The organism is Halobacterium salinarum DSM 3754, from assembly GCF_008124605.1.
GTDB lineage: Archaea > Halobacteriota > Halobacteria > Halobacteriales > Halobacteriaceae > Halobacterium > Halobacterium salinarum.
Genome location: NZ_VRYN01000011.1, coordinates 1 through 22,243, shown reverse-complemented (window position 1 = coordinate 22,243; position 22,243 = coordinate 1). Strand labels below are relative to the sequence as shown.

General features: G+C 69.2%; 22 protein-coding genes and 1 pseudogene. 9 read left to right on the top strand and 14 right to left on the bottom strand.

All coding sequences use genetic code 11. From position 1 onward, the window contains the following. Positions 1-46: 46 nt before the first annotated feature. The 9 genes from APQ99_RS11270 to APQ99_RS11230 all read right to left on the bottom strand — a co-directional run bounded on the left by APQ99_RS11270 (position 47) and on the right by APQ99_RS11230 (position 10,420). On the bottom strand, positions 47-403 hold the full coding sequence (locus APQ99_RS11270; protein WP_010902769.1) for a helix-turn-helix transcriptional regulator: 357 nt from the start codon (positions 401-403) through the stop codon (positions 47-49). Positions 404-450: 47 nt separating this feature from the next. Continuing rightward, positions 451-1,932, bottom strand: coding sequence for a class I adenylate-forming enzyme family protein (locus tag APQ99_RS11265; RefSeq protein ID WP_136361382.1), 1,482 nt, complete (start codon positions 1,930-1,932; stop codon positions 451-453). Further along, a complete protein-coding gene (locus APQ99_RS11260) occupies positions 1,925-2,920 on the bottom strand; it encodes a mandelate racemase/muconate lactonizing enzyme family protein (protein WP_136361383.1) in 996 nt (331 codons plus the stop codon). The genes APQ99_RS11265 and APQ99_RS11260 overlap by 8 nt, the downstream gene beginning before the upstream one ends. After that, the gene (locus APQ99_RS11255) at positions 2,917-3,852 is read right to left on the bottom strand and encodes a 1,4-dihydroxy-2-naphthoate polyprenyltransferase (RefSeq protein WP_136361384.1); all 936 of its coding nucleotides are present in this window, start codon (positions 3,850-3,852) and stop codon (positions 2,917-2,919) included. Before APQ99_RS11255 ends, APQ99_RS11260 begins: the two co-directional genes overlap by 4 nt. Before the next feature lie 56 nt (positions 3,853-3,908). Next, on the bottom strand, positions 3,909-5,543 hold the full coding sequence (locus APQ99_RS11250; protein WP_010902773.1) for a BCCT family transporter: 1,635 nt from the start codon (positions 5,541-5,543) through the stop codon (positions 3,909-3,911). A gap of 171 nt (positions 5,544-5,714) precedes the next feature. Beyond that, positions 5,715-6,629 (bottom strand): 1,4-dihydroxy-2-naphthoyl-CoA synthase, encoded by a 915-nt coding sequence (locus tag APQ99_RS11245; RefSeq protein WP_010902774.1) that lies wholly within the window; start codon positions 6,627-6,629, stop codon positions 5,715-5,717. A gap of 72 nt (positions 6,630-6,701) precedes the next feature. Beyond that, a complete protein-coding gene (gene menD / locus APQ99_RS11240; protein WP_136361385.1) occupies positions 6,702-8,456 on the bottom strand; it encodes a 2-succinyl-5-enolpyruvyl-6-hydroxy-3-cyclohexene-1-carboxylic-acid synthase in 1,755 nt (584 codons plus the stop codon). Next, positions 8,453-9,778, bottom strand: a complete 1,326-nt coding sequence (locus APQ99_RS11235; protein WP_136361386.1) for an isochorismate synthase — start codon at positions 9,776-9,778, stop codon at positions 8,453-8,455. The genes menD and APQ99_RS11235 overlap by 4 nt, the downstream gene beginning before the upstream one ends. Positions 9,779-9,823: 45 nt before the next feature. Further along, positions 9,824-10,420 carry a sulfite oxidase-like oxidoreductase gene (locus APQ99_RS11230; RefSeq protein ID WP_010902777.1) on the bottom strand — a complete coding sequence of 199 codons (597 nt, stop codon included), beginning with the start codon at positions 10,418-10,420 and terminating at the stop codon, positions 9,824-9,826. 162 nt (positions 10,421-10,582) lie between these two features. Between APQ99_RS11230 and APQ99_RS11225 the strand changes: the two genes are divergently transcribed. From APQ99_RS11225 to APQ99_RS11215, 3 genes are all read left to right on the top strand, one after another. Next, positions 10,583-10,801 (top strand): DUF7120 family protein, encoded by a 219-nt coding sequence (locus tag APQ99_RS11225; protein ID WP_010902778.1) that lies wholly within the window; start codon positions 10,583-10,585, stop codon positions 10,799-10,801. Positions 10,802-10,856: 55 nt separating this feature from the next. Next, positions 10,857-11,135 carry a UPF0058 family protein gene (locus tag APQ99_RS11220; RefSeq protein WP_010902779.1) on the top strand — a complete coding sequence of 93 codons (279 nt, stop codon included), beginning with the start codon at positions 10,857-10,859 and terminating at the stop codon, positions 11,133-11,135. An 80-nt stretch (positions 11,136-11,215) separates the two neighbouring features. Beyond that, the gene (locus APQ99_RS11215) at positions 11,216-13,165 is read left to right on the top strand and encodes a cell division protein ZapB (RefSeq protein WP_136361387.1); all 1,950 of its coding nucleotides are present in this window, start codon (positions 11,216-11,218) and stop codon (positions 13,163-13,165) included. An 18-nt stretch (positions 13,166-13,183) separates the two neighbouring features. Here the strand turns inward: APQ99_RS11215 and APQ99_RS11210 are convergent, their stop codons facing one another. Beyond that, on the bottom strand, positions 13,184-13,486 hold the full coding sequence (locus APQ99_RS11210) for a hypothetical protein (RefSeq protein ID WP_012289276.1): 303 nt from the start codon (positions 13,484-13,486) through the stop codon (positions 13,184-13,186). Between the two features lie 206 nt (positions 13,487-13,692). Between APQ99_RS11210 and APQ99_RS11205 the strand changes: the two genes are divergently transcribed. From APQ99_RS11205 to APQ99_RS11195, 3 genes are read left to right on the top strand one after another with little or no spacing between them, the layout of a single operon-like run. Further along, the gene (locus tag APQ99_RS11205; RefSeq protein ID WP_010902782.1) at positions 13,693-15,015 is read left to right on the top strand and encodes an adenylosuccinate synthase; all 1,323 of its coding nucleotides are present in this window, start codon (positions 13,693-13,695) and stop codon (positions 15,013-15,015) included. A 50-nt stretch (positions 15,016-15,065) separates the two neighbouring features. Next, entirely contained in the window at positions 15,066-15,269 is a 204-nt protein-coding gene (locus APQ99_RS11200; RefSeq protein WP_010902783.1) for a methytransferase partner Trm112, read from the top strand. 41 nt (positions 15,270-15,310) lie between these two features. Further along, positions 15,311-15,871 carry a DUF7524 family protein gene (locus APQ99_RS11195; protein ID WP_136361388.1) on the top strand — a complete coding sequence of 187 codons (561 nt, stop codon included), beginning with the start codon at positions 15,311-15,313 and terminating at the stop codon, positions 15,869-15,871. Between the two features lie 6 nt (positions 15,872-15,877). On the opposite strand, the gene APQ99_RS11190 is transcribed toward APQ99_RS11195, so the two are convergent. Together APQ99_RS11190 and APQ99_RS11185 are read right to left on the bottom strand one after the other, a co-directional pair. After that, positions 15,878-16,978, bottom strand: coding sequence for a DR2241 family protein (locus tag APQ99_RS11190; protein WP_136361389.1), 1,101 nt, complete (start codon positions 16,976-16,978; stop codon positions 15,878-15,880). Then, on the bottom strand, positions 16,978-17,856 hold the full coding sequence (locus tag APQ99_RS11185; RefSeq protein WP_136361390.1) for a CbiX/SirB N-terminal domain-containing protein: 879 nt from the start codon (positions 17,854-17,856) through the stop codon (positions 16,978-16,980). The genes APQ99_RS11190 and APQ99_RS11185 overlap by 1 nt, the downstream gene beginning before the upstream one ends. A 111-nt stretch (positions 17,857-17,967) precedes the next feature. Here APQ99_RS11185 and APQ99_RS11180 point away from each other — a divergent pair, with 111 nt between their 5' ends. Beyond that, positions 17,968-19,131 carry a LolA family protein gene (locus APQ99_RS11180; protein ID WP_244288984.1) on the top strand — a complete coding sequence of 388 codons (1,164 nt, stop codon included), beginning with the start codon at positions 17,968-17,970 and terminating at the stop codon, positions 19,129-19,131. 7 nt (positions 19,132-19,138) lie between these two features. Here the strand turns inward: APQ99_RS11180 and APQ99_RS11175 are convergent, their stop codons facing one another. After that, positions 19,139-19,438: a DUF7521 family protein gene (locus tag APQ99_RS11175; protein ID WP_012289278.1), complete on the bottom strand. Its 300-nt coding sequence runs from the start codon at positions 19,436-19,438 to the stop codon at positions 19,139-19,141. Next, a complete protein-coding gene (locus APQ99_RS11170; RefSeq protein ID WP_049892503.1) occupies positions 19,435-19,779 on the bottom strand; it encodes a winged helix-turn-helix domain-containing protein in 345 nt (114 codons plus the stop codon). Before APQ99_RS11170 ends, APQ99_RS11175 begins: the two co-directional genes overlap by 4 nt. A 189-nt stretch (positions 19,780-19,968) precedes the next feature. Here APQ99_RS11170 and cysS point away from each other — a divergent pair, with 189 nt between their 5' ends. Together cysS and APQ99_RS11160 are read left to right on the top strand one after the other, a co-directional pair. Then, positions 19,969-21,453 carry a cysteine--tRNA ligase gene (gene cysS, locus APQ99_RS11165; protein ID WP_136361392.1) on the top strand — a complete coding sequence of 495 codons (1,485 nt, stop codon included), beginning with the start codon at positions 19,969-19,971 and terminating at the stop codon, positions 21,451-21,453. A gap of 189 nt (positions 21,454-21,642) precedes the next feature. Then, positions 21,643-22,243 (top strand): annotated as a pseudogene (locus APQ99_RS11160) (IS66-like element ISNpe8 family transposase); the annotation flags it as partial.

The following is a 22,243-nucleotide window of genomic DNA, read 5'->3' as shown; positions in this document are numbered from 1 at the left end:
TGGCGGAGAGCTACGTGTCGGGGGGTGTCGACGCCGGCCAGCCGGGTTACTCCTCGTAGGCGAGGTTCATGATCCACTGGGAGAACGCGTCGCCCTGTGGGTCGACTTCCTCCTCGCCGACGAACGGCGACAGCATGTCCCCAGCCATCAGCAGCATGAACTCCAGGTTGCGTTCGTCGACAACCGGCGTGATGTAGTAGGTGGTGTTCCCGCCGTAGACGGTTTCCTCGCGTTCGACGAGGCCGTGTTCTTCGAGGGTGGAGGCGATCCGGCTGCCCTTCCGGGAGGAGACGTCCAGGGCCTTCCAGAATTCGCTTTGGTGGATGCCGAGTTCTTCGTGGACGAGTTCGAGACCGCGGCGTTCGTCCTCGGAGAGGTCGGCCTCCGTGGCTTCGGCGCTCATGTACGTCACACCGTCCGCGACCGGTTTAAACTTGGTCGTTCACGGGTCTACGGCGCGGCGTCGTCGCGGAGTTCGGCGACTGCGGCCTGCCGGTCGACGGTGCCCGACGCGGTCCGTGGGAGCGCGTCGACGGCCGCAACCACGCGGGGGTGTTTGTAGCCCGCCAGCCGCCCGTCGCAGAACGCGCGCAGTGAGGCGACGGAGACGTCCGCGGTGTCGTCGGCGGGCACCACGAGCGCGCCGACGCGGTCCCCCCACGCGTCGTCCGGCACACCGACGACGGCGACAGCCTCGATGGCGGGATGCTCGCGGAGCACCGCCGCGACCGCTTCGGGACGGACGTTCTCGCCGCCGGTGATGATCTCGTCGCTGGCCCGGCCGCCGACGTGCAGGAAGCCGTCGGCGTCGATCCAGCCGCGGTCGCCCGTGAGGAGCCCGTGCTCGCAGCGCGGCGCGGTCCCCTCGCCGGCGTAGCCGGGCGTGACCGTCGGCCCCGACACGGCGAGCAGCCCGGCCTGTCCGTCCGGCACCGGCGTGTGGGTGTCCGGCTCGACGACGGTGACAGTGGTGCCGAGCAGTGGGCGGCCGACGCTCTCGGGGTGGGCTGGGGCGTCGCTGGCGTGCAGGGTCGCCGCCTGGGAGGCGGTTTCGGTCGCGCCGTACGTCGGGCAGACCGGAACCCCGGCCGCACACGCACGCTCGACCAGCTCGGGCGGCGTGGGCGCGCCACCGACCAGTGCGAACCGCAGCGAGTCGGGGACGGCGTCGGCCTCAACGAGCCGGTCGAGCATCGGCGGGACGAGCGAGACGCCGGTGCAGTCGTGGGTCTCCAGGGCGGCCCCGACTGCGGCGGCGTCGAAGCCGGGCGTCCGGGTCAGGACCGCAGTGGTGCCGTAGAGCGCCGTCCGGAGGACGACCGAGACGCCGCCGGTGTGGTACATCGACAGCGGGCACAGCCAGCGGTCGTCGGGGAGCACGCCCAGGCGGGCCGCCGACGCGGCGGCGCTGGCGGCGAGATTGCGGTACGTCAGCCGGACGGCCGTGGGGTCACCGGTGGTGCCCGAGGTGAACAACAGCAGCCGGGTGTCGTCCCACGCCGAGTCGACGGGGGTGACGGCGTCCGGGTCGGTGCCGGACAGCGGGCGCACGGTGGCGTCGTCGGCGACGCGCACGGCGGGCGCGTCGAGGCGGTCGGCGGCGGTCGCCGTGTCGCGGCCGCAGATCACGGCGACGGGGGCGACGGCGTCGGCCTGTGTGGCGAGCTCCGGCTGCGAGAGGCGCGCGTTCAGCGGCACGAGGACGGCTCCGAGCCGCGCGGCGGCGAACACGAGGGTGGCGAACGCCGGCCGGGTTTCGAGCAACACGGCGACCCGGTCGCCGGGCGTAACGCCGAGCGCGGCCAGGCTGCCGGCGGTCGCATCGACGGCACTGTCGAGGGCATCGTACGTCCACGTTCGGTCGGTCGCGGCGTCCACGAGCGCGGGCCGGTCGGGGTTGGTGGTCGCCTGGAGCGTGACCTCGTCACGCATCGGCGGTCACCTCCACGCCGTGCCCGGGGTCGGCAGGCACCTGGATGCGGCCGCCGGCGACCGGCGCGGGATCCGGAGCCAGCGCGTCCGCGAGCCGGCCGGCGGTTGCCAGCCCGCACGCCGGCACGTCGGGGATGCTGGCGGCCAAATGGACGGCCGCGGTCCGCGCCACGACGCCGTCGATGGTGGTCGAGACGACGGGCTCGACGCCGGCCTGTCGGGCGGTCCGGGCGGCGTCGCGCGCCCGGTCGATGCCGCCGAGCACCATCGGCTTGAGCACCACGTAGTCGGCCACCGCCAGCGCGGCGTCGAGCGGATGCTGGTGCAGGGCTTCGTCGAGCGCGATCGGGACGCCGTCGATGCTCCGGGTGGCGTCCAGCCGCGTGGGTGCCAGGGGCTGTTCGATGTACTCGATGGGCAGCGACCCGCAGGCGTCGGCGGCCTGGCGGGCCGCGTCGAGGTCCCACGCGCCGTTGGCGTCGGCACGCAGTGACAGCCCTACGGGCGCGGCGTCACTGGCGGCGCGCAGCCGGTCGAGGTCGGCGCGAACCGACCGGCTGCCGACTTTCACTTTCACCGTGTCGAAGCCGTCGGCCGCGGCGTCCGCCACTGCGGCGCTCGTGGCGGCCGCGGTCCCGTCGCCGACAGTCGCGTTCACGGGCACTGAATCGGCCACCGCCCCGTCGCTGAGCGCGCTCGCAAGCGGCCGTCCGGCGGCACGCGCGTCAGCGTCCATGCGGGCGAGCGAAACCGCGTGGCGGGCGGCTGGCGCGTCCGTGCACGCGTCGAGCGCTCGCTCCCAGCTGTCGGCGTCGTCGGCCGCCCGGAGCGCCGCCATACACGCGTCGTGGGGTTCCGTCCACCCCGCAAGCGGCGTGGCTTCACCGACACCGCCGTCGCGCTCGAACAGGAACCCCGTGCGCTCCCCGATGGTTCCGTTCGCGGTCGCCAGCGGCTCCGCCAACGCCAGCGAGAACGCCCGAATCACACCGCCACCCCCACCGCGAACAGCGCCGAGTACGCCGCCAGCAGCTGTCCCGTCCGGGAGAGCGCGGGGTTCAACGCCGCGCCCTCGGTGCGCTCGAATACGGTCTTGGTGACCGACACCGCGAGGGGCAGTGTCACCAGCGGCAGGAACACCGACGCGCCGTACCCCGTGGCGTAAAACCACAGCGGCGCGGCGTACGCGACCACCAGCAGGCCGGCGTACTCCAGGCGGGAGAACCGGTATCCGAACCGCACCGCCAGCGTGCGCTTGCCGGTGGTTTCGTCCTCGTCTTTGTCACGGATGTTGTTCACGACGATGATGTTCGTGGAGATGGCGGCCACCGGGAGGCTGGCCACGACGGCCGCGAGGGGCACCGTTCCCGGCGGGATCGCCACGGGGAACGCCCCGGCAAGGTGGGCGGCGGCCTGCACGTAGTAGGTGCCCGTCACCGCGATCACGCCGAAAAACAGGAAGACGAACGCGTCCCCGAGCCCGTGGTAGCCGAGCGGGTACGGACCGCCCGTGTACGCGATGCCGGACGCGACGCTGGCCAGCCCGATCACCAGGATCGGCACCCCGCCGACGAAGACGAGGTAGACGCCGTCGAGGATCGCCGCCGCGAACGTCACGTACATCGCCTGCTTCACGCGGGCCGGCTGGATCAGGCCGCCGGCGGTTACACGGGTGAACCCCTCTCGGTCCTCGGTGTCCGCGCCGCGAACGGCGTCGTAGTAGTCGTTGGCGAAGTTCGTGGCGATCTGAATGAGCGCCGCCCCGACGAGCGCAGCCACCGCGGGCCACACCGCAAGCACGCCGGTGTGGACCGCCAGCGCGGTGCCGACAACCACCGGGGCGGCGGCCGCCGGCAGCGTGTGCGGGCGGGCCGCCATCAGCCACGCGCGCTGCCGTGAAACGTCGGCCGTCTGTGTCATCGCCCTTCAGTACGGGGAGGGTCGTCTAAGGGGTGGCGATTGGGGCAGCCAGGCGGTCAGTCGTCGCCGGTGGGCGCGGCGTCCGTGCCGCTCCCTGCTTCCGGGTCGGTGTCCGACGCCGACGATCGGGAGGACAACAACCCGCCGGGCGAGACCGCAACGTCGTCGCGGTCACGCGCGTACTCCCGGGCGGCGACGTAGCTGGCGTACACGATCACCAGCAGGAACAGCGTGAACGGCAACGCGAGCACTGGCGACAGCGCCTCGATGGCTTCGAAGCTGGACAGCTCCAGGCTCATCACGCCGAACGCGGCGAGCAACAGCCCCCAGCAGGCGCGGTTGCGGGGATTGGGGTCCTCGTCGCCGAGCGTGATGGCGGCGATCATGAACACCGCCGAATCCAGGGAGGTGATGATGTAGCCCGCGATCACCAACACGAACAGCAACGCGAGCACCGACCCGTAGGGCGTGATCGACAGGGCGCGGGCGATGGCCGCGGGGATGCCGTTGGCGGACAGCGCGTTGCCGACCGGGCCGACGTAGTCGGGGGCCAACACCCAGCCGCCGATGAGGGTGTGTTGCACCCAGCTCAGGACGCCGGGCGCGACCACGAGCACGATGAACATCTCGCGGACGGTCCGGCCTTTCGAGACGCGCGCGACGAAGCTCCCGACGAAGATGCTCCAGGCCGCCCACCACGCCCACCAGAAGCCCGTCCAGTTCGCCGCCCAGTGGCCGGCCGCGGTGGGGTCGGTGTACAGCATCAGTCGAACGACGTTGTTCAGCCAGACGCCGGTGGCGTCGAGGCCGAGTTGGAACGTGAACAGCGTCGGCCCGACGACGACGAGGACCGCCATCGCAACCCCGATGAGCAGCATGGTCGCGCGGGCGGCGTTCCGGATGCCCGAGCGCAGCCCCAGCCACACGTCGACCAGGAAGACGGCGCCGATCGCGGCGAAGATCCCGTAGGTCAACCAGGCCGACTGCAGGCCGAACACACCCCCGAGGATGGCCGCCATGGTCTGTGAGCTGAACCCCAGCGTCGTCGCAATGCCGCCGATGGTGGCGATGATGGCCGCGACGTCGACCGCCCAGAGCACGACGGGGTGGTCGCCCGCGGGCATGATGCCGGCCAGCATCGTCGACACCTTGTACTCGCCGATGCCGCGCGTGTAGACGATGATCCCGAACGCGAGGGCGACGGGGAGATACCACATCGCCAGCCCGGGGAACACCTCGTGAACGAACATGAACGCGAGCGCCAGGGATTTCGCCGACGCCCCGCCGACCGGCCACGGCTCCGGCGGCGGCTGCTGGACGATCGAAACCGGTTCGCCAACCCCCCAGATGAGGATGGACGCGCCGAACCCCACGGTGAACACCATCGACAGCCAGGAGAACGTGTCGAACTCGGGTTCGGCGTCGGGGCCGCCGATCCGGAGGCGGCCGTACCGCGACCACGTCACCCCGAGCACGAGCACCAGCAACACGAACCCAAGCAGGATGAACCACCAGCCGAAGTACCGCAACACCCAATCGAAGGCCCCGTTCAACACGGTGCTGAGCTGCGTCGGCCGCCGGAACCCGGCGACCGCAAGCGCGAGCATCGCGGCCATCGTCACCGCGAACAGCGCGCGCTCGGGCCACGTCGCGTCTTCGAGGCCAAGGAGGTACCATACGCGCCGACTCATCGACGCCACTGGCGACGCGTGATGACATTGGAACCGGTCCCGTGCGAGCAACGCGGAGCGCGTGCGCGGCGAGCCTGGCGGCTCGCTGCTGCATTGGCGCGATCACCCATTACAGGCTGCGGCGAAACACCGTCCCACGGAAAAACGACACGGAACCGCCTCGCTGTGCGCCTAGTAATGCCAGGGGTACTCGTCGAAGTCCGGGTCGCGGCCGTCGAGGAACGCGTCCCGTCCCTCCTGGGCTTCGTCGGTCATGTACGCCAGCCGGGTGGCCTCCCCGGCGAACGTCTGCTGGCCGACCATGCCGTCGTCGGTCATGTTGAACGCGTACTTGAGCATGCGCATCGCCGTGGGTGATTTCGCGGTCATCTCGTCGGCCCACTCCAGGGCCGTCGCCTCCAGGTCGTCGTGGGGGACCGCCTCGTTGACCATCCCCATGTCGGCGGCCGCCTCGGCGTCGTAGGTCTTCCCGAGGAAGAAGATCTCGCGGGCCGTCTTCTGGCCGACCTGCTTGGCGAGGTACGCCGAACCGAACCCGCCGTCGAAGCTCGCAACGTCGGGGTCGGTCTGCTTGAACTTGGCGTGTTCGCGGCTCGCAAGCGTCAGGTCACAGACCACGTGGAGGCTGTGCCCGCCGCCGACCGCCCACCCCGGCACGACCGCCACCACCGGCTTGGGCATCGTGCGAATGAGACGTTGGACTTCGAGGATGTGCAGGCGGCCGGCGTCAGCGCGCTTGACCGCCGGGTCGTCGTCGGCGGCGGCTTCGTCGTCGCCGTGGTACTCGTAACCCGAGTCCCCGCGCACCGACTGGTCGCCGCCGGCGCAGAACGCCCACCCGCCGTCCGACGGCGACGGGCCGTTCCCGGTGAGCAACACGCAGCCGATGTCGGCCTGCTTGCGCGCGTGATCCAGGGCCGTGTACAGCTCGTCGACGGTGCCCGGGCGGAACGCGTTGCGCACCGCCGGCCGGTCGAACGCGATCCGGACGGCGGGCACCTCGACACCACGGTGGTAGGTGATGTCGTCGAACGAGAACTCCTCGATCGCCGTCCACGCGGCGTCGTCGAACGTCTCCGAGACCATGGCTAACCACGCGGCCGGCGGCCGCAAAAGCGTTCTCACACGCGGCCCTGGGCCGTGCACACGCCACTGCGGTCAGACCGACAGGCCGGTGACGCGGTCGGCGAGGCGCTCGCGCTCGCGGTGGCTGGCCTCGGCGTCCGTCGACACCTCGATGACGTGCGTGCCGGCGTCGCCCAGCGCCGCCCGGTAGGCCGCTCGGAACTCCCCCACGGTGTCCGTGCGGGCGAACGAGAGCGCGTACGTGTCGGCGGTGGGCGCGAAGTCCAGGCCATGGGGGGTCTTGAACTGCCCCGTGAACGGCGGGTCGAACTGCTCGATGGGGAGCATGTGGAAGATGCTGCCGCCGTCGTTGTTCACGAGCACGATCGTGGCGTCGACCCCGCAGCGCTCCAGCGCCAGCAGCCCGTTCGAATCGTGGAAGTACGCCAGATCACCGACCAGCCCGACGACGGGGTCGGCGGTCGCGCTGCCGGCGCCGAGCGCCGACGAGATCACGCCGTCGATGCCCGACGCCCCGCGGTTCCCGAGCACCGCGAGGTCGGCCCCACGGGGCGCTGCGAACCGGTCGAAATCCCGGATCGGCATGCTGTTCGAGACGAACACCGTCGCAGGGTCGGGCGCGCCGGCGGCGACCGTGGCCGCGATCTCGCCTTCGAGCGTGGCGGCCGGCTGGAAGTCATCGACCGCCGCCCAGTAGCGCGCCTCCAGGTCGAGCACGGCGTCAGTCCACGCCGACCGCGTCCCGTCGGCCCGGGCCGCGATCGCGCGCGCGGTCGCAGCGGGGTCCGCAGCGACCACGTCGGTCGCGGTGAACTCGGCTTCCCGCCACCCGCCGGCGGGGTCGACGACGACCTGGCGGGCGTCGCTCGCGGCGAGCCACTTGCGGAGGGGTTTCGATGTCGGGGACGCGCCGAACCGGAGGACGAACTCCGGGTGTGGCACGTCCGCGGCGAGGAAGCCGTCGTAGCCGCCGACGACCGGCGCATCGCCGACGTGGGGGCCGAACCGGAGCCCCGACAGCGGGTCGGCGAAGATCGGGGCGCCGGTGGCGTCGGCGAGCGCGGCCGCGGCGTCCGGGGTGATCCCGGCACCGCCGTCGGCGGGGCCGGCGACGACGAGCGGACGGGCGGCGGTGGTGGCCGCGGCAGCGAGCGCGGCGGCGGTTTCGCCGGCCGGCTCTGTGGTGCCGTCGTGGACCGAAACGAACGGCGTGTCGCCGTCGCGCCCGGCGGCCGCCAGCGGGTGGTCGTCGTCGAACGACGGCGGCACGTCACCGGGCACCGACACCGGCTCCAGGGGCTTCCGGAACGGGACGTTGAGGTGGACCGGGCCGGGCTTCGGACCCGTGGTGTGGCCGACGGCGCGACAGACACTGGTTCGCAGCGACCGGAGCTTGCGGGCGGTCACTTCCGGTTCCGGGAGGTCCTCGTAATACCGGACGGCGCTGCCGTAGAGCTGCTCCTGGTCGACGGTCTGGTTGGCACCCGAGCCGCGGAGCTCCGGCGGGCGGTCGGCGGTGAGCACGACCAGCGGGATGCGGGCCTGGGCGGCCTCCATCACCGCCGGGTGGAGGTTCGCGGTGGCAGTGCCCGACGTGGTGAGGACGGCGGTCGGCGCGCCCGTTCGCTTCCCGCGGCCGAGCGCGAAAAACGCCGCCGAGCGCTCGTCGAGATGGGAGTACACCGTGAGGTCGTCGTGGGCGTCCACGGCAACCGTCAGCGGCGTCGACCGGCTGCCCGGACAGACGCAGACGGCGTGGACGCCCGCGGCGGCGAGTTCGTCGGCGATCGCGCGCGCCCACAGCGTGTTCCGGTTCGGTGCCGTCATTGTAGCTCGTCGAGGACCGGGCGGTATTTGAGCTGGACTTCCTCCCACTCCGCGTCGGGGGTGCTGTCGCCGACGATGCCGTTGCCGGCGAACAGCGTCACCGAGTCGTCGTCGACCACACCGGAGCGCAGCCCGACGCCGAAGGTGCCGTCGCCGTCGGCGTCGATCCAGCCGATCGGGGCGGCGTACCACCCGCGGTCGAACGTCTCGGTGTCGCGGATCGTCGCCAGCGCGTCGGCCGGCGGCAGGCCGTTGACCGCCGGGGTGGGGTGTAGCGTCTCGATCACGTCCAGGACGTGGGTGTCGGCACTCACGGCGGCCGAGATCGGGGTTTCGAGGTGCTGGATGGTGGACAGCTGTCGGACGTCGCGGTCCCCGACGGCCACGTCACCGATCCCCTCCAGGCGGCGCGCGATCGTGTCGACGACGACGCCCTGCTCGTGGCGGAGCTTGTCGCTCTCCCGGAGGCGGTCGGCCAGCCGCGCGTCGGCGGCAGGGGAGTCGCCGCGGCCGACCGACCCGGCGAGCGCCACCGTCTCCACGCGGCCGTCGCGCAGCGACGCCAGGCGCTCGGGGGTCGCGCCGAGGAACACCCCCCCGTCGGCGGGGGCGACGAGGAAGCGAAAACACGCGGGGTAGCGTTGGCGCAGCCGTTCGAGGAGGGCGCACGGCGTCGCCGGTTCGGCGAGGTCCGCGCGCAGCGCGGTCGCCAACACGACCTTGCGGAGTGGCCCCGACTGGATGCGGTCGACGGCGTCCTGGACGCCGGCGGTCCAGGCGTCCCGGCCCGGCGTCGGCGTGGTGTCAGTGACGCCGGGGCGTGGTCCGGCGGCCTGCATCGCGGGCAGCGAGTCGACGGCGTCGCGGGCGTCGGCCAGCGATGCCGACGCGGACGCCGCCGTGGCGTCCGGGCCGGCTTCGATCGCGGTCAGCCACGTCTCGTCGCCGACGCTGGTGAGCTGGATCGCCGGCAGCACGAACCGTGCGGGCGGAAACCCCTGCCAGACGCCGGCGGCGGTGTGGGCGTCGAAAAACGAGAACCCGCCGAACAGTCGCGGGCGTGCGGCGTCGGGGCCGTCGTGGGTGAGATCGGCGAACAGCCCCGTCGACCACTCGCGGACGGCCGCGAACCGGTCGCCGCCCGCTGCAGTCACCGACGCGGCGGTGCCAGCCCCGGACAGTTCGAGTCCGTCGGGGTCGGCCCAGTGGAACCCCGGTTCGGCGTGGGCAGCGAGAAACGCCCGCGTGGAGACGTCCGCAACCCGGCAGCTCGTCGCAACGACCGGCCCGTCAGCGGTCGTTTCCCCGGCAAGCGAACTCATTATCAACGGTTTGCACTGCTGGGTGAAATACCCTGTTGTCCCGGCCTAACTGTAGCGGTCTTCGGCCCACGGGTCGGCGGTGTTCGAGTAGCCGCGCTTCTCCCAGTAGCCGCGCTGGGGTTCCGTGAGGAACTCGACGCCGTCCACCCACTTTGCGCCCTTGTACGCGTACTTGTGTGGGGTGACGACGCGCAGCGGGCCGCCGTGTTCGGGGGGTAGCGGGTCGTCGTCGAACGCCCACGTGAACAACACCTCCTCGCGCATGCAGTCCGCCAGCGGGAGGTTCGTGGTGTAGCCGTCGAGGGCGTGGAACAGCACGTGGACCGCGTCGTCGGTGACACCCGCTGCGGCGGCCAGTTCGGGAAACGGGACGCCGGTGAACTCACAGTCGAGTTTCGACCAGCCGGTCACGCAGTGGAAGTCCTGGCGTTGTGTGACCGTGTCGAGCGCACGGAACTCGTCGTAGGACAGCGACAGCTCGGTGTCGACAGCACCGGTCACGGTGAACGTCCACGTGTCCCGGTCCCAGTTCGGGGTGTCGCCTTTCGAGAGCACGGGGAACTTGGTGGTTTCGCGTTGGCCCGGGGGGATGCGGTCGTCCCCGAACGCCTGGTAGAGGTCGGTTACGTCCTCGACGGTCATACACCGGGGTAGTCGTCGCCATCACGTATTCCTACCGGAATCCGGAGACTCAGATGGGTCGAGACGAACCTGAGTTCAGCCTCCGCAGGGTGAACGTTCCGACGACGAAAAGCGGTGCCCGTCAAGCTTATCAAGGGAGGCGTCGAAGCGTCGGTCGTTAGGATGCCTACAGTCGAAGTCAACATCCCCGACCAGATCGAGATGCAGATCGCCCAGCTCGTTGAACAGGGGGAGTTCGTGAGCCGGGAGGAGGCGATTGAACAGCTGCTGTCCTCGGGTATTCGCGCCTACAAGACCAGCGGCCCCAGCGAGGACGAAGACGGTGCTGGCCTCGAAAGCGAGGGCGGCATGATGGGCCACGACGACGAATACGTCTTCTGACGTGGCACCCACTCTGGAACAACCCTTAAACACACGACTTCCTTACGCTGAGAGCATGCACAAAGACGAGCTCCTCGAACTCCACGAACAGATGGTGAACATCAAAGACCAGTTCCTCGGGTTCGACCACGTCGACGAGACCGCGTTCGCCGCGTACGAGGAACTGGACGTTGAACCGTCGCACGTACACAAATCGAAAAGCGAGCACAAGCATGCGGTGTTCCTGCTCGGGAACGCCCTGGCGGCCGCGATGAGCGAAGACGAGTTCTCCAGTGCGGGCCGCATCAGCAAGCGAATGGAGGAGCTCGCGGACGACGCCTCGAACCAGCTGTAGCCGGCCGGTCCACAGGGGCACACAGTGGGGTGCTCGTCGGCCCGAAAAGGCTTATACGCAGCCCTCGCATTCTCCCGGACATGCAGGCACGCACAGTCGAGCGAGTGGAGTCCTGGGACTCCCGGCCGTTCTCCGGGGGCGTCGGGCAGCTCCACGACCTCGCGGACGCCGATTTTTCCGGCGCGGTCGACGCCGATGGGACGTGGCTGTTCTTCCTGAACGGCCGCGTGATCGGCGTTTTCGACGGCGACATGGACCGTGTCGCTGACGCCGACGGGACGGTGTACGAAGCCCCCGACGAGTCAGTCGCATTGCTGTACGCGATGCGCCACCAGGACGGCGAGACGCAGGCGAAATACTACACGAACGACACGCCGCTGTCCGAGGCCAGCCAGACACTCACGGACGCGAACTTCACGGGATACATCGAGCTCTCGGAGAACGTCCTCTCCGGGGATTACTACGTTGTCTACTACGGCGGCCGCTCGATGAGCGCCGCGTTCATCGGCACCCGCGAGGAGCTCCACACCGGCGACGAGGCCTTCGAGCGCGCGGACGACGAGGTCGGCGTCTACGAGGTCGTGAAGGCCCCGGTGAGCGTGACCGAACTCCCCGAGCGCCCGGACGACGGCGACGACACACCGGCCGAAACGGCTGCCCACACGACCACCGCCGCCGACGACGCGTCGACCGACAGCGAGGCCACGACCGAGGACGCGTCACCGCCGGCCGGCGAAGACGGAGTGCAGTCGGCGGCCAGCGACGGCGGGGCGTCGGCGGCAGCCACCAGCGAGGCGTCGCCGACAGCGCCCACGAGCGCCGAGCGGGCCGCGGACGCCGACAGCGGCGCGTCGACGGCGGCGCAGGGTTCGGGCGCGCCAGGGAGCGCCAGCCAGCCGGCGGACGGGGAGCAGGCGTGGCAGGAGACCACGTCAGTGCCGACGATCAGTCCGGCTGACAGCGAGGGTGAGCAGCCGGCCGGACGGTCCGGGGCGTCAGCGTCGACGACGAACGCGTCGGCACCGTCGACCTCGTCGTCATCATCGGCGGCTGGCGGGCGGCAGTCGACGCTGGAGAAGCTCAAACGCGCGGTGAAGAAGCGCGAGCAGAAACTGCAGGCGGCGAGCGAGCGGATCGACACGCTGAAAGACGAACGTGACGACCTCCGATCGACGGTCTCGACGCTCGAACGCGAGCGCGACGAGCTGCAGGCGGAGGTCGCCTCGCTTGAGGAGACGGTGTCGTCCCTGGAGGAGGAGGTGGCGGCAAGCGAGCCGGCCGACGCAACCGAGGACGCCGGCACTGTTGGTGTGACGTTGAGCGCCGAGGACGCGCTCGCGGGGACGGATCTGTTCGTGCGCTACGATTCGAAGGGGAAGCCGACGCTCGACGAGCTCGACGCCACGACGGATCCGGACGCGGTCAACGGGAACCTCCGCGTCGACCATCACACGCAGTTCGACACGTCGGCGGCGACGGTCGATGGAACCGCCTTCGAGTCGTTTCTGACGGATTCCGCGGCGTACACGTTCGTGTCATGGACGGTGCGAGCGCTCCCCTACGAGATCCGGGAGTCCGGCCACCAGGGCGGGTTGAGCGAGCTGTACGCGGCGCTTCCCAGCGTTGACCGCGCGGAGCTGCGCGGAACGGTGGAGGTGAGCCCGGACGACGAGACGACGATCTCCCGCACGTTCGACGTGGTGTTGCGGGATCGGATGGGCAACGCGCTGGTGGTCGCGGACATCAACACGGGCCGGGATCCGGTGACCGCCGAGGAGATGGCGGCGCTGGTGTCGGACGCCACCGCCATCAGGGAGGGGACCGATCACCTCGCGGCGGCGATGTACGTCACCGGGTCGTTCTTCGAGCCGGCGGCGCTTGAGACCGCTGGGGACGCAACCGCCAGTGGCGGGTTGTTGTCGCGCAGCGACCGTGAGAGCTTCGTGAACGTCGGTCGGAAAGCCGGCTATCATCTGTGTCTCGTGGAGGATCGCGACGACGCGTTCCACCTGACGGTGCCGGAGCTGTAGTCGGAGAAGACGGAGGTGTTATTCGGCCTCTGCGGCCGCGTCGATCTTCATGGACTCCATTTTGTCCATGATCTCGTCGACTTTGCCGTCGAGTTCCTCGACGAATTCGTGGGTGCGGTCGGTGGTGATTGCGCCCTGGCTCGACGGCTCGATGAGGGTCTCCTCTTCGAGGACGCGAAGCGAGTAGCGGACCTTGTGATGCGGGTAGCCGGTCTCGTTGGACATCTTTACGATGCCGATGGGCTCGCTCTCGATGACCATGCGGAGGACTTCCAGATGGCGTTCGAGCATATCAACTTCTTTCTCAAGTCGATCTATCATGGCATTTGTTAACTAGTCATGGCGGGGTTTTAAATGTTGTCACGGCAGGAGAACCGACAGCGACACACAGTACTACGACGGTGGTAACAATTAACGGTTCTGCTACGTGGTCTGACACGACGGATTCCACACGAATATTCACGAACGTGTCCAAGCGAGTCCGTGAGACCGTAACTGGTATCACGACCGTGGCGAAAGGCGTGAGCATGACCGTCACCATCGTCGGCGCCCAGCTTGGGGACGAAGGCAAAGGGGGGGTCGTCGACCTCTTCGGAGACGCCACAGACGTCGTCGTTCGCTACCAGGGCGGCGACAACGCCGGCCACACGGTTGTCGCCGGCGGCGAAGAGTACAAACTCTCGCTGGTTCCGTCCGGGGTCGTGCGCGGGAAGACCGGCGTCCTCGGGAACGGCTGCGTGATCAACCCCGAAACGCTGTTCGAGGAAGTCGACGCGCTCCGGGAGCGCGGCCTCGACCCCGACGTTCGGTTGGCCAAGCGCGCACACGTCATCCTGCCGTTCCACCGCGAGCTCGACGGCGCAGAGGAGGCCGCGAAAGCCGACTCCGACAGCGAGATCGGCACCACCGGCCGCGGCATCGGCCCGACCTACGAGGACAAGATCGGTCGCCGCGGCGTCCGCGTCGGCGACCTCCTCAACGAGGACGCGCTCCGTGACCGCCTCGAATACCTCGTCGACGCCAAGCGCGCCATCTACGAGGACGTCTACGGCTTCGACGCCAGCGAGACCGACGGCGCGTTCGACATCGACGCGATCCACGAGCAGTGTCTGGCGTACGCCGACCGCATCCGCGACGAAGACCTCGCCGTGAACGCCGGCGACTACCTCGCCGACCGCATCGCCGACGGCGACAACGTGATGCTGGAGGGCGCACAGGGCACCAGCCTCGACATCGACCACGGCAACTTCCCGTACGTCACGTCCTCGAACCCGACGGCGGGCTACGCCGCCACGGGGTCGGGTCTCGGCCCGACCACCGTCGGCCAGGGTGAGATCGTCGGCATCATCAAAGCCTACCTCTCCCGCGTCGGCAGCGGCCCGATGCCCACCGAGCTGGACGGCGACCAGGCCGAATACATCCGCGAGGAGGGCGGCGAATACGGCACTGTCACGGGCCGCCCGCGCCGCGTCGGCTGGCTGGACATGCCGATGCTCCGCCACGCCGCCCGCGCCAACGGCTTCACCGGCATCGCCATCAACCACCTCGACGTGCTCGCCGAGCTCGACGAGGTGAACGTCGGGCACGCCTACGAGCGTGACGGCGAGCGCATCCACACGCTCCCGGCGACCACGGAAGCATGGCGCGACTGCGACCCCGTCATGAAGTCCTTCGACGGCTGGTCGGCGTTCGATCCGGCGGTCGTCGCCGACGCCGGCTACAGCGCGCTGCCCGACAACGCTCAGGCGTACGTCGAGTACGTCGAAGCCGAACTCGACACGCCAGCGTACGTGCTCGGTGTCGGTCCCGGCCGCGAGGAGTCCGTCATCCGGCAGAACCCCTTCGAATAACCACGCCTGGAACCCGCACGCTTTTGCCGACCGCGCGCCAGCATGCACGTATGAAAGAGGATCTGCTGGACATCGTCTGCTGTCCGCTTGACAAACACGACCTGACGCTTGACGCGGACGCCACGGAGGACGGTGAAGTGATGGCGGGGACGCTGACGTGCACGGACTGCGGCGAAACGTATCCGATCGAGGACGGCATCCCGAACCTGCTCCCGCCGGACATGCGCGACGACGCCGAGTCGGCGTCGGCCTGACCCGGGGAATCTTTTTCAGCCCGCAGGGCGGACGCTGGCACGTGCCGGACACGCTGTCGGTCCACCTGAACCGCGAGCGGCCACGCGATCTCGCTCCGGAAGCCACGACCCTGGAGACCGACCGGTCGTTCGTCCTCTCGTTCGTCAACCACGGCCAACCCCTCCACGTGCACGTACAGCCCGACGAGCGGCTCGCGGACATCGCCACCGTCAGCGAGACGCAGGTGTACGTCGCGGCGAACGAGACCCGCACCGTCGACGTGGTGGCCCCCCGGGACGCCGGGCCCGCCGACGGCACGCTCCGACTGGTCACCGGACACGGGGCCGAGTCGGAGAACGTGACCGTGTCGATCACCCAGGAGCGCAAAGACGGCGGGCCGGACGTGGCCGTCGACGACACGCTCACGGAAAAACAGTCCCGCCCCGAGCCCGACACGGGCGTGTCGCTCCGCCACGCCGTGATCCCGGTGGCAGTCGTCGTGGCGGTCGTCGCGGCCGCCGGCGCGATCGCGGTGGCGGTGCCGGACGCCGGCGCTGTCGTGGTGGGCGTTGCGGGCGTGCTCGCGGGCTGTGGCGTCGGTGCCTACGAGCTGCTGCGCTGACCCCGGCTAGTGGTGATCGCCGTCGTCACCGTCGTCGTCGTGGTCTTCGGGGTACGTCGGCGTGCCCGAGAGCCCGTGGTCGTCCATGCGCTTGGCGCGCAGGAACCGCGTGCGGTAGCGGTTCGCGCCCTCGTACACGTCGGCTTCGCGGATGTCGTCGGTGCGGTCGTCGGCGACCGCGCCGATGATGTCCTCGATCTGTTCTTTCTCCGCGGGCGTGAGTTCGAACGTGTACTCTCGGGTGTCCTCGCGTTCGAGCGTGGTGAACTTGCGGGCGGCCGCGACGAACAGCGAGCAGGGTTCTCGACACGGGAACTCCCCGTCGCCGCGGGGCACGTCCAGGGCGTCGTCCTCGTCGCGGTCCCACTCGCGGCGCTTGAGACACTGGGAGTCGACACAGCAGGCTTCGGCCGCCCATTCGAGGGCGTCCTCGTCGAGGTCGGAGACGATCCCGTAGATGCCGGTCTGGCGGTCGGCAACGTCGGCCCAGTGATCGACGTCGAGGCTGCCCTCGCGCTCGCGGTGCCAGTTCGCGACTGTCGCCGGATAGACGTAGTCGATGGTGTCGACCAGCGCGCCGCCGTCGAGGTCGGTGAACGCCCAGCCGTGGGGGAGCGACGGCGCAGTCGAAAGCGGGCGATAGCCGTCGTCGTCGTCGTGCTTGACGAGTTCGCGCGCGTCACGTGGATCCGTGTACGTCGCAAGCGTGTCGGTGTCCGCGTCGACGTCGTCGGCGTGCCGAACGTCGTAGCGCCGGCTGCCGGCCGCGTCGCCGTGGGTGACGGTGACCGCGAGCTCCCCCCAGTGGCGGGTGTGTCCCGAATCCAGGGCGTCGTAGCGCTCCGGGACGGGGCGGTCGTCGCCGCCCTCCAGCCACCGGAGAAACGCCCGCCGCGGGGTGTCGTGGCCGCCGATGTCGTGCTCCCAGTAGTACCAGTTGGTCACGTACGGGGAGTCGGCGTGTTCTCGGAGATCGGCCGCAGTCAGGACGGCGTCCGTGTCCGGCGTCCGGAACTGGTAGCCGTCGTCGCCCGCGGCGACGGTGAGTCCGTCGAAGTCGATCCCGTCGGCATCGGCAGCGTCTACGAGTGCGTCTGCGACCGACATCAGTCCCCCGCAGCCGCGTTCGCGCCCCGGGTCTGTTCGCGGACGGCGTCGACGGCGTCACCGACCGGGGCACCGGCGTCCGCGGCGCGCTCCAGGACCACGTCGGCGGCCAACGGTTCGGTGCCGACCGCCCCCGAGTACCAGATGTCGTGGCCATCGACCGCCGTGGGGATGTCGTAGCCGGTTCGGTAGTCGTCGGTCAGCCCCATGTCCTCGGGGATGTCCTCCTGGGTGTGGAACCCGTCGGAGACGAACAACGGCACGACCACGATGTCGGCGGTGTCGAAGAAGTCGGTGACATCGTCGACCTCCGGGTCCTCGTCCATGAACACCGCCTGAACCTCGCCGAACACGCCCATCTCCCGGATCTGGTCGGCGTGATAGTAGATGGCTTTCGCGGAGTTCTCGTTTCGCTCGGTGCCGTGTCCGACGACCGCGAGGCCGAAGTCGTCGCCGAACTCCTCGCGGCCGGTGACGGAGCTGGCTCGCTGGACGATGACCTCGCTCATCGAGTCGTGCGTTCCGACCGGCCCACAGTAGTGGATCGTCTTCTCGACGTCGTCGGCTTCGAGCGTGACGTGGTCGGCGTCGGTGCCGTCGGAGTCCCAGTCGTCGGGATCGAAGTCGTCGAGTCGCAGCTCCCGCGGAATGACTTGTTCGGTGAAATACCCCTCGGAGATGAACAGCGGGACCACGTACACCTCGTCGGACTCCAGTGTCCGTAACACGTTCCGGAAGGACGGCTCCTCCTTCCAGAAGGCCTCCCGGACTTCGTCGAACGCGCCCGACTCGCGGATGGTGTCGGCGTGCGTGTACGCGGGCTCCGAGGAGCCCGGGTTGAGGTGTGATCCGTGTCCGACGATGACCAACGCTTGCATGCTCGTTCGTATGGCCGACACAGCCTTAGTGGCTTCGGGAACGGTGCGTTTGGCCCCAAAAACGGGGGTCTTTCGCCTATTTTAAATCACATGACACAGATATGTGATGCAATGGTGTCCGTTCGGCTCTGCCTGATCCTCGCCCTCGTCGTGCTCGGTGGGTGCGTGTTCGTCCTCACGGACGACCACACCGGTGCACCGCCGAGCACCGCCGTCGCGGCCGGACTCAACGACATCGAATCGGTGTCGGCCACGGAGGTGTCCGGCATCAGGTTCGGGAACACGAGCAGCCACACGACGACCACCCTCCGGATCTCGCTGGCGGGGGACTCGTTGCGACGGTTCAGCCGGGTGCGCGAGCCGAACGCCACGGCCGGCGACGTGACACTGGTGACCGGGCACGGCACGATGGCCTACGACGCCAGCAGGAACCGCGTCACACGCGCGCCGCACAACGACGCGGCGGTATCAGTCGTCGATCAGGCGGGCTTCTACGAGCGCGTCGTCGCGGCAGCCCACGACGGATCGACGGTCACGGTGCCATCCCGGGGCGTGTCGCCGCTGCCCGCGATCCCCGCAGCCGACGCGGACGCCACGGACAACACGACCGACGTGCCCGGCTACGCGGTCTCCTATCTGGGCGCGCGAACCGTCGCCGGCCGGAACGCCCACGGGTTCCGGTTGACACCCGCGACCGATGCAGCAGCGGACATGACACAGACGCTGTGGCTCGACGCCCGGTACTACTACCCGCTGCGGACGGTCACGACCGTGACCAGCAACGCGACCACGTACCACCTGCGGTCGCACCTGGAGAACGTCACGTTCAACGCCGATCTGTCCGCGAAGCCGTTCAGCTGGACGCCGCCGGCCGACGCGACGACGGAGATCGTCGACACTACGACCCGCCGCTTCGACGCACTGGCGGCGCTGCGTGACGCGAGCAGGCTGTCGGTCCCCGACCCCGAGTTGCCCGCCGCGTACAGCTTCGACTCCGGGCGGATGTCGGGCGCTGCCCACCGCCAGGTGACCGCCGAGTACAGCGCGCCCGGCGCACACCGGGCCACGATGACGAAGTTCACCGCCCCGCCGGGCGGTCCGGCACTCGACGCCGGCGCACAGGTCACGGTGGCCGGGCAGCCCGCCAGCTACCTGGTGACGGGGCACACCAGGCGGGTGTCGTGGGCCTGCGGCGGCGTACAGTATCGGCTCTCCTCGGGCGCCCTCAATCGGAGCCAGTTGCTTGCCAGCGCCGCCGCGGTCGCCTGCCGATAGCGACCGGCTACGACGGCCGGCGGTACAGCGAGTACGCGATACACACCAACCCCGCGAACTGGAGGAGTCGCACGGTCAGCGTGAGTGGCTGCTGCAGGCCGCCGTTGATGACGTCGAGCCGGAGCAGCCCCGTGCCGACGAACGCCGCCGTGTTCGTCACGGCGGTCAGGAGGATGAGGCCGACGGAGAGATACTGCATTGACGTGCTCTGGTGGCGCCTGAACCCCCGGTAGGCTTGGTAGCCAATGAACAACCCCACGAGCGTCGACACCATCGAGACGATGACGATTGCTGGAAACCAGATCATAATCCCTCCCACATGCGTGTGAATCGGTCGGCGACGTCTTCGGTCTCGCACTCGACTTCGGTGGTGAACTCGCCGTCGTCCAGCTCAAGCGTGAACTGCGTGAGCGTGGCGCGGTAGACGCTGTGGTGGTTGCCGTCCGACCGGACGTTGATCGACTCCTCAAGCAGTCCGAGTTCGGTGAGGTCGTCGATCCGGCGATACACCGTCGCGGTCGATGCGTCACACGTCTCGCTGAGCTGGGTCGCAGACATTGGGTCCCTACTTGCAGCGGCGAGGATGGCTCTCGCGTGCTCGTCGTCGAGCATCGAGAGCACCGCCGTGGGATCAGTCTCCTCGCTCACACCGCTGTTTCGCACGCAGGGTATTTAAACGCAGCTTGCCAGTCGCAGGTCCTGCAATAAACCGACCGGCGGTACGGCGCTAACCGCACGGCGGAAACGTCGCGGACCGCGACGGGATCGCGTCCCGATGCCGCCCGTGGGAGCGACGATTCCGACGCCTTGAAGCGCTGGCCGCCGTACGTTCTGGGGATGACGCAGTACGTGTCGAACACCCGCTCCGGCGAGCAGGAGGCGTTCGAGCCAGACGACCCCGAGAACGTGCTCGTGTACACGTGTGGGTTGACGGTTTCGGACGACGCCCACCTCGGGCACGCGCGGCTGTGGGTGCAGTCGGACGTGATGACGCGGTGGCTCTCGCATGCCGGGTACGGCGTGCGGCACGTGCAGAACGTCACGGACGTCAACGAGAAGATCGTCGCGCGCGTCGGCGCTGACGGGCTCGGTGACACCGAGGCCGCAGTGGCCGCCCATTACACGCAGTCGGTGATCGACGACATGCGCGCGCTGAACCTCGCGCGGGCGGACGTCTACCCACGGGTCTCCGAGCACGTCCCCGAGATCATCGACCTCATCGGGGACCTCGTCGATGCGGGCTACGCCTACGAGGCCGGCGGCTCGGTCTACTTCGACGTGCGCCGCTTCGAGGAGTACGGCGCGCTCTCCGGTCAGCAGGTCGACGAACTCGACCCACAGGGACCGGACGCCGAGCAGGCCGAGAAGCGCCACCCGGCGGATTTCGCGCTCTGGAAGGCCGGCGGTGTCAGTCCCGACGACGCCAACACCCACCGAGACGACGAACTGCCCCCGTTGGACGGCGAGCGCGGCCAGACGTGGGCGTCGCCGTGGGGCGAGGGGCGGCCCGGCTGGCATATCGAGTGCTCGGCGATGGCGATGACCCACCTGGACGACCACATCGACATCCACGTCGGCGGGCAGGACCTGGTGTTCCCCCACCACGAAAACGAGATCGCGCAAAGCGAGGCCGCGTCCGGCGAGCGGTTCGCCGACCACTGGCTGCACGTGCGACTCCTGGAGACCGACGGCGAGAAGATGTCCTCCAGCCTGGGGAACTTCTTCACCGTGTCGAACGCGGTGGCCGAGCGCGGCCCGAACGTGGTCCGGATGCTGCTGGTGTCGACGTCGTACACCCAGCGCCAGACGTACTCCGAGGCCACCGTCAGCGAGGCCACCCAGCGCTGGGAGCGCCTCCAGCGCGCCTACGAGCGCGCGGCCGACGCCATCGACAGCGTGGCCGCCCACGCCAAGCCCGCCGACGACGCGCTCCGGACGGCGGTCGCCGACGCGCGCGGGGAGTTCGCGGCCGCGATGCGCGCGGACTTCAACACGCGGGCAGCGGTGTCCGCGCTGCTCGAACTGGCGTCGGCGGTGAACCGCCACGTGGACGGCACCGACACGTACGACTACCAGGGGCTCCACGACGCCGTCGACGCGTTCGAAACGCTTGGCGGGGACGTGCTCGGCCTCCAGTTCGACGACGGCGCGGGCGAAGACGCGGTGTCGCTGGCCGACGACGTGATCGACCTCGTGTTGGACGTGCGCGAACAGGAGCGCACGGCGGGCAACTACGAGCGCGCCGACGACCTCCGGGACCGCCTCGAAGCCCTCGGCGTGTCCGTCGAGGACACCGACGACGGCGCGACGGTTCGGCGCTGACGGATCCACCACGCCACCGATCACAAGTACGTGTTTAGCCCCGTCTGATTTCGTCACTGTCTCGTAGGTGGTGGCCTGTGACAGATACATGGTCTGTCAGCAGGGAGTCAGTCTACATTCTCAGGGATGGTCTCCGCTGCCCGGAGACCATCCCGTCGGCCCTGCTGTCGTCGTTTCGAGGTGGAATCGATGAGCTGGGACGATCTCTCCAAGGACGAACTCCTCTCGCGGTTTCTCCAGATGGAGGAGCGAATCGACGAGCTGGAAGAGAAGATTGCCCAGAAGGACAAGCGGATCGAGGAACAGAACGAACGGATCGAAGAGCAGCAAGAGCGGATCGAAGAGCAGCAAGAGCGGATCGAAGAACTCGAAACACGTCTCCGGAAGTACGAGAATCCACACACTCCACCCAGTAAGCGACGGTCGGGGACCGACGAGTCCCCGACCTCGCAGGACGACGAAGACGACGATGTCCGAACTGATGGTGGTACTCCCGGTCGAAAGGACGGTCACAACCCGGAGTGGCGCTCTCCGCTCGATCCTGATGAAGAAATCGAGGTCACCTCTGACTGTTGTCCCGAGTGTGGCGACCACTTCGACGAGTCGGTGGGCGTCAGCCCCCGACTCGTCGAGGAAGTCCCGGATCCACAGCCACCAGAAGTCACCCAGTACAACCGACACCGCTACCAATGCGACTCCTGTGGAACTGAGACGGTTGCGACTCACCCCGACTGCCCCGATGAGGGGCAGTTCGGGGTGAACGTCATCGCGCAATCTGCCCTGTCACGGT

Excerpts from the sequence above, each read along its gene's own strand:
- APQ99_RS11225 (WP_010902778.1), top strand. The coding sequence starts at position 10,583 with ATGCCTACAGTCGAAGTCAACATCCCCGACCAGATCGAGATGCAGATC.
- cysS (WP_136361392.1), top strand. The coding sequence starts at position 19,969 with ATGACGCAGTACGTGTCGAACACCCGCTCCGGCGAGCAGGAGGCGTTC.
- APQ99_RS11265 (WP_136361382.1), bottom strand. The coding sequence starts at position 1,932 with ATGCGTGACGAGGTCACGCTCCAGGCGACCACCAACCCCGACCGGCCC.
- APQ99_RS11205 (WP_010902782.1), top strand. The coding sequence starts at position 13,693 with ATGACCGTCACCATCGTCGGCGCCCAGCTTGGGGACGAAGGCAAAGGG.
- APQ99_RS11255 (WP_136361384.1), bottom strand. The coding sequence starts at position 3,852 with ATGACACAGACGGCCGACGTTTCACGGCAGCGCGCGTGGCTGATGGCG.
- APQ99_RS11200 (WP_010902783.1), top strand. The coding sequence starts at position 15,066 with ATGAAAGAGGATCTGCTGGACATCGTCTGCTGTCCGCTTGACAAACAC.
- APQ99_RS11190 (WP_136361389.1), bottom strand. The coding sequence starts at position 16,978 with ATGTCGGTCGCAGACGCACTCGTAGACGCTGCCGATGCCGACGGGATC.
- APQ99_RS11220 (WP_010902779.1), top strand. The coding sequence starts at position 10,857 with ATGCACAAAGACGAGCTCCTCGAACTCCACGAACAGATGGTGAACATC.
- APQ99_RS11215 (WP_136361387.1), top strand. The coding sequence starts at position 11,216 with ATGCAGGCACGCACAGTCGAGCGAGTGGAGTCCTGGGACTCCCGGCCG.
- APQ99_RS11185 (WP_136361390.1), bottom strand. The coding sequence starts at position 17,856 with ATGCAAGCGTTGGTCATCGTCGGACACGGATCACACCTCAACCCGGGC.
- APQ99_RS11270 (WP_010902769.1), bottom strand. The coding sequence starts at position 403 with ATGAGCGCCGAAGCCACGGAGGCCGACCTCTCCGAGGACGAACGCCGC.
- APQ99_RS11230 (WP_010902777.1), bottom strand. The coding sequence starts at position 10,420 with ATGACCGTCGAGGACGTAACCGACCTCTACCAGGCGTTCGGGGACGAC.
- APQ99_RS11250 (WP_010902773.1), bottom strand. The coding sequence starts at position 5,543 with ATGAGTCGGCGCGTATGGTACCTCCTTGGCCTCGAAGACGCGACGTGG.
- APQ99_RS11175 (WP_012289278.1), bottom strand. The coding sequence starts at position 19,438 with ATGATCTGGTTTCCAGCAATCGTCATCGTCTCGATGGTGTCGACGCTC.
- APQ99_RS11210 (WP_012289276.1), bottom strand. The coding sequence starts at position 13,486 with ATGATAGATCGACTTGAGAAAGAAGTTGATATGCTCGAACGCCATCTG.
- APQ99_RS11180 (WP_244288984.1), top strand. The coding sequence starts at position 17,968 with ATGGTGTCCGTTCGGCTCTGCCTGATCCTCGCCCTCGTCGTGCTCGGT.
- menD (WP_136361385.1), bottom strand. The coding sequence starts at position 8,456 with ATGACGGCACCGAACCGGAACACGCTGTGGGCGCGCGCGATCGCCGAC.
- APQ99_RS11235 (WP_136361386.1), bottom strand. The coding sequence starts at position 9,778 with ATGAGTTCGCTTGCCGGGGAAACGACCGCTGACGGGCCGGTCGTTGCG.
- APQ99_RS11245 (WP_010902774.1), bottom strand. The coding sequence starts at position 6,629 with ATGGTCTCGGAGACGTTCGACGACGCCGCGTGGACGGCGATCGAGGAG.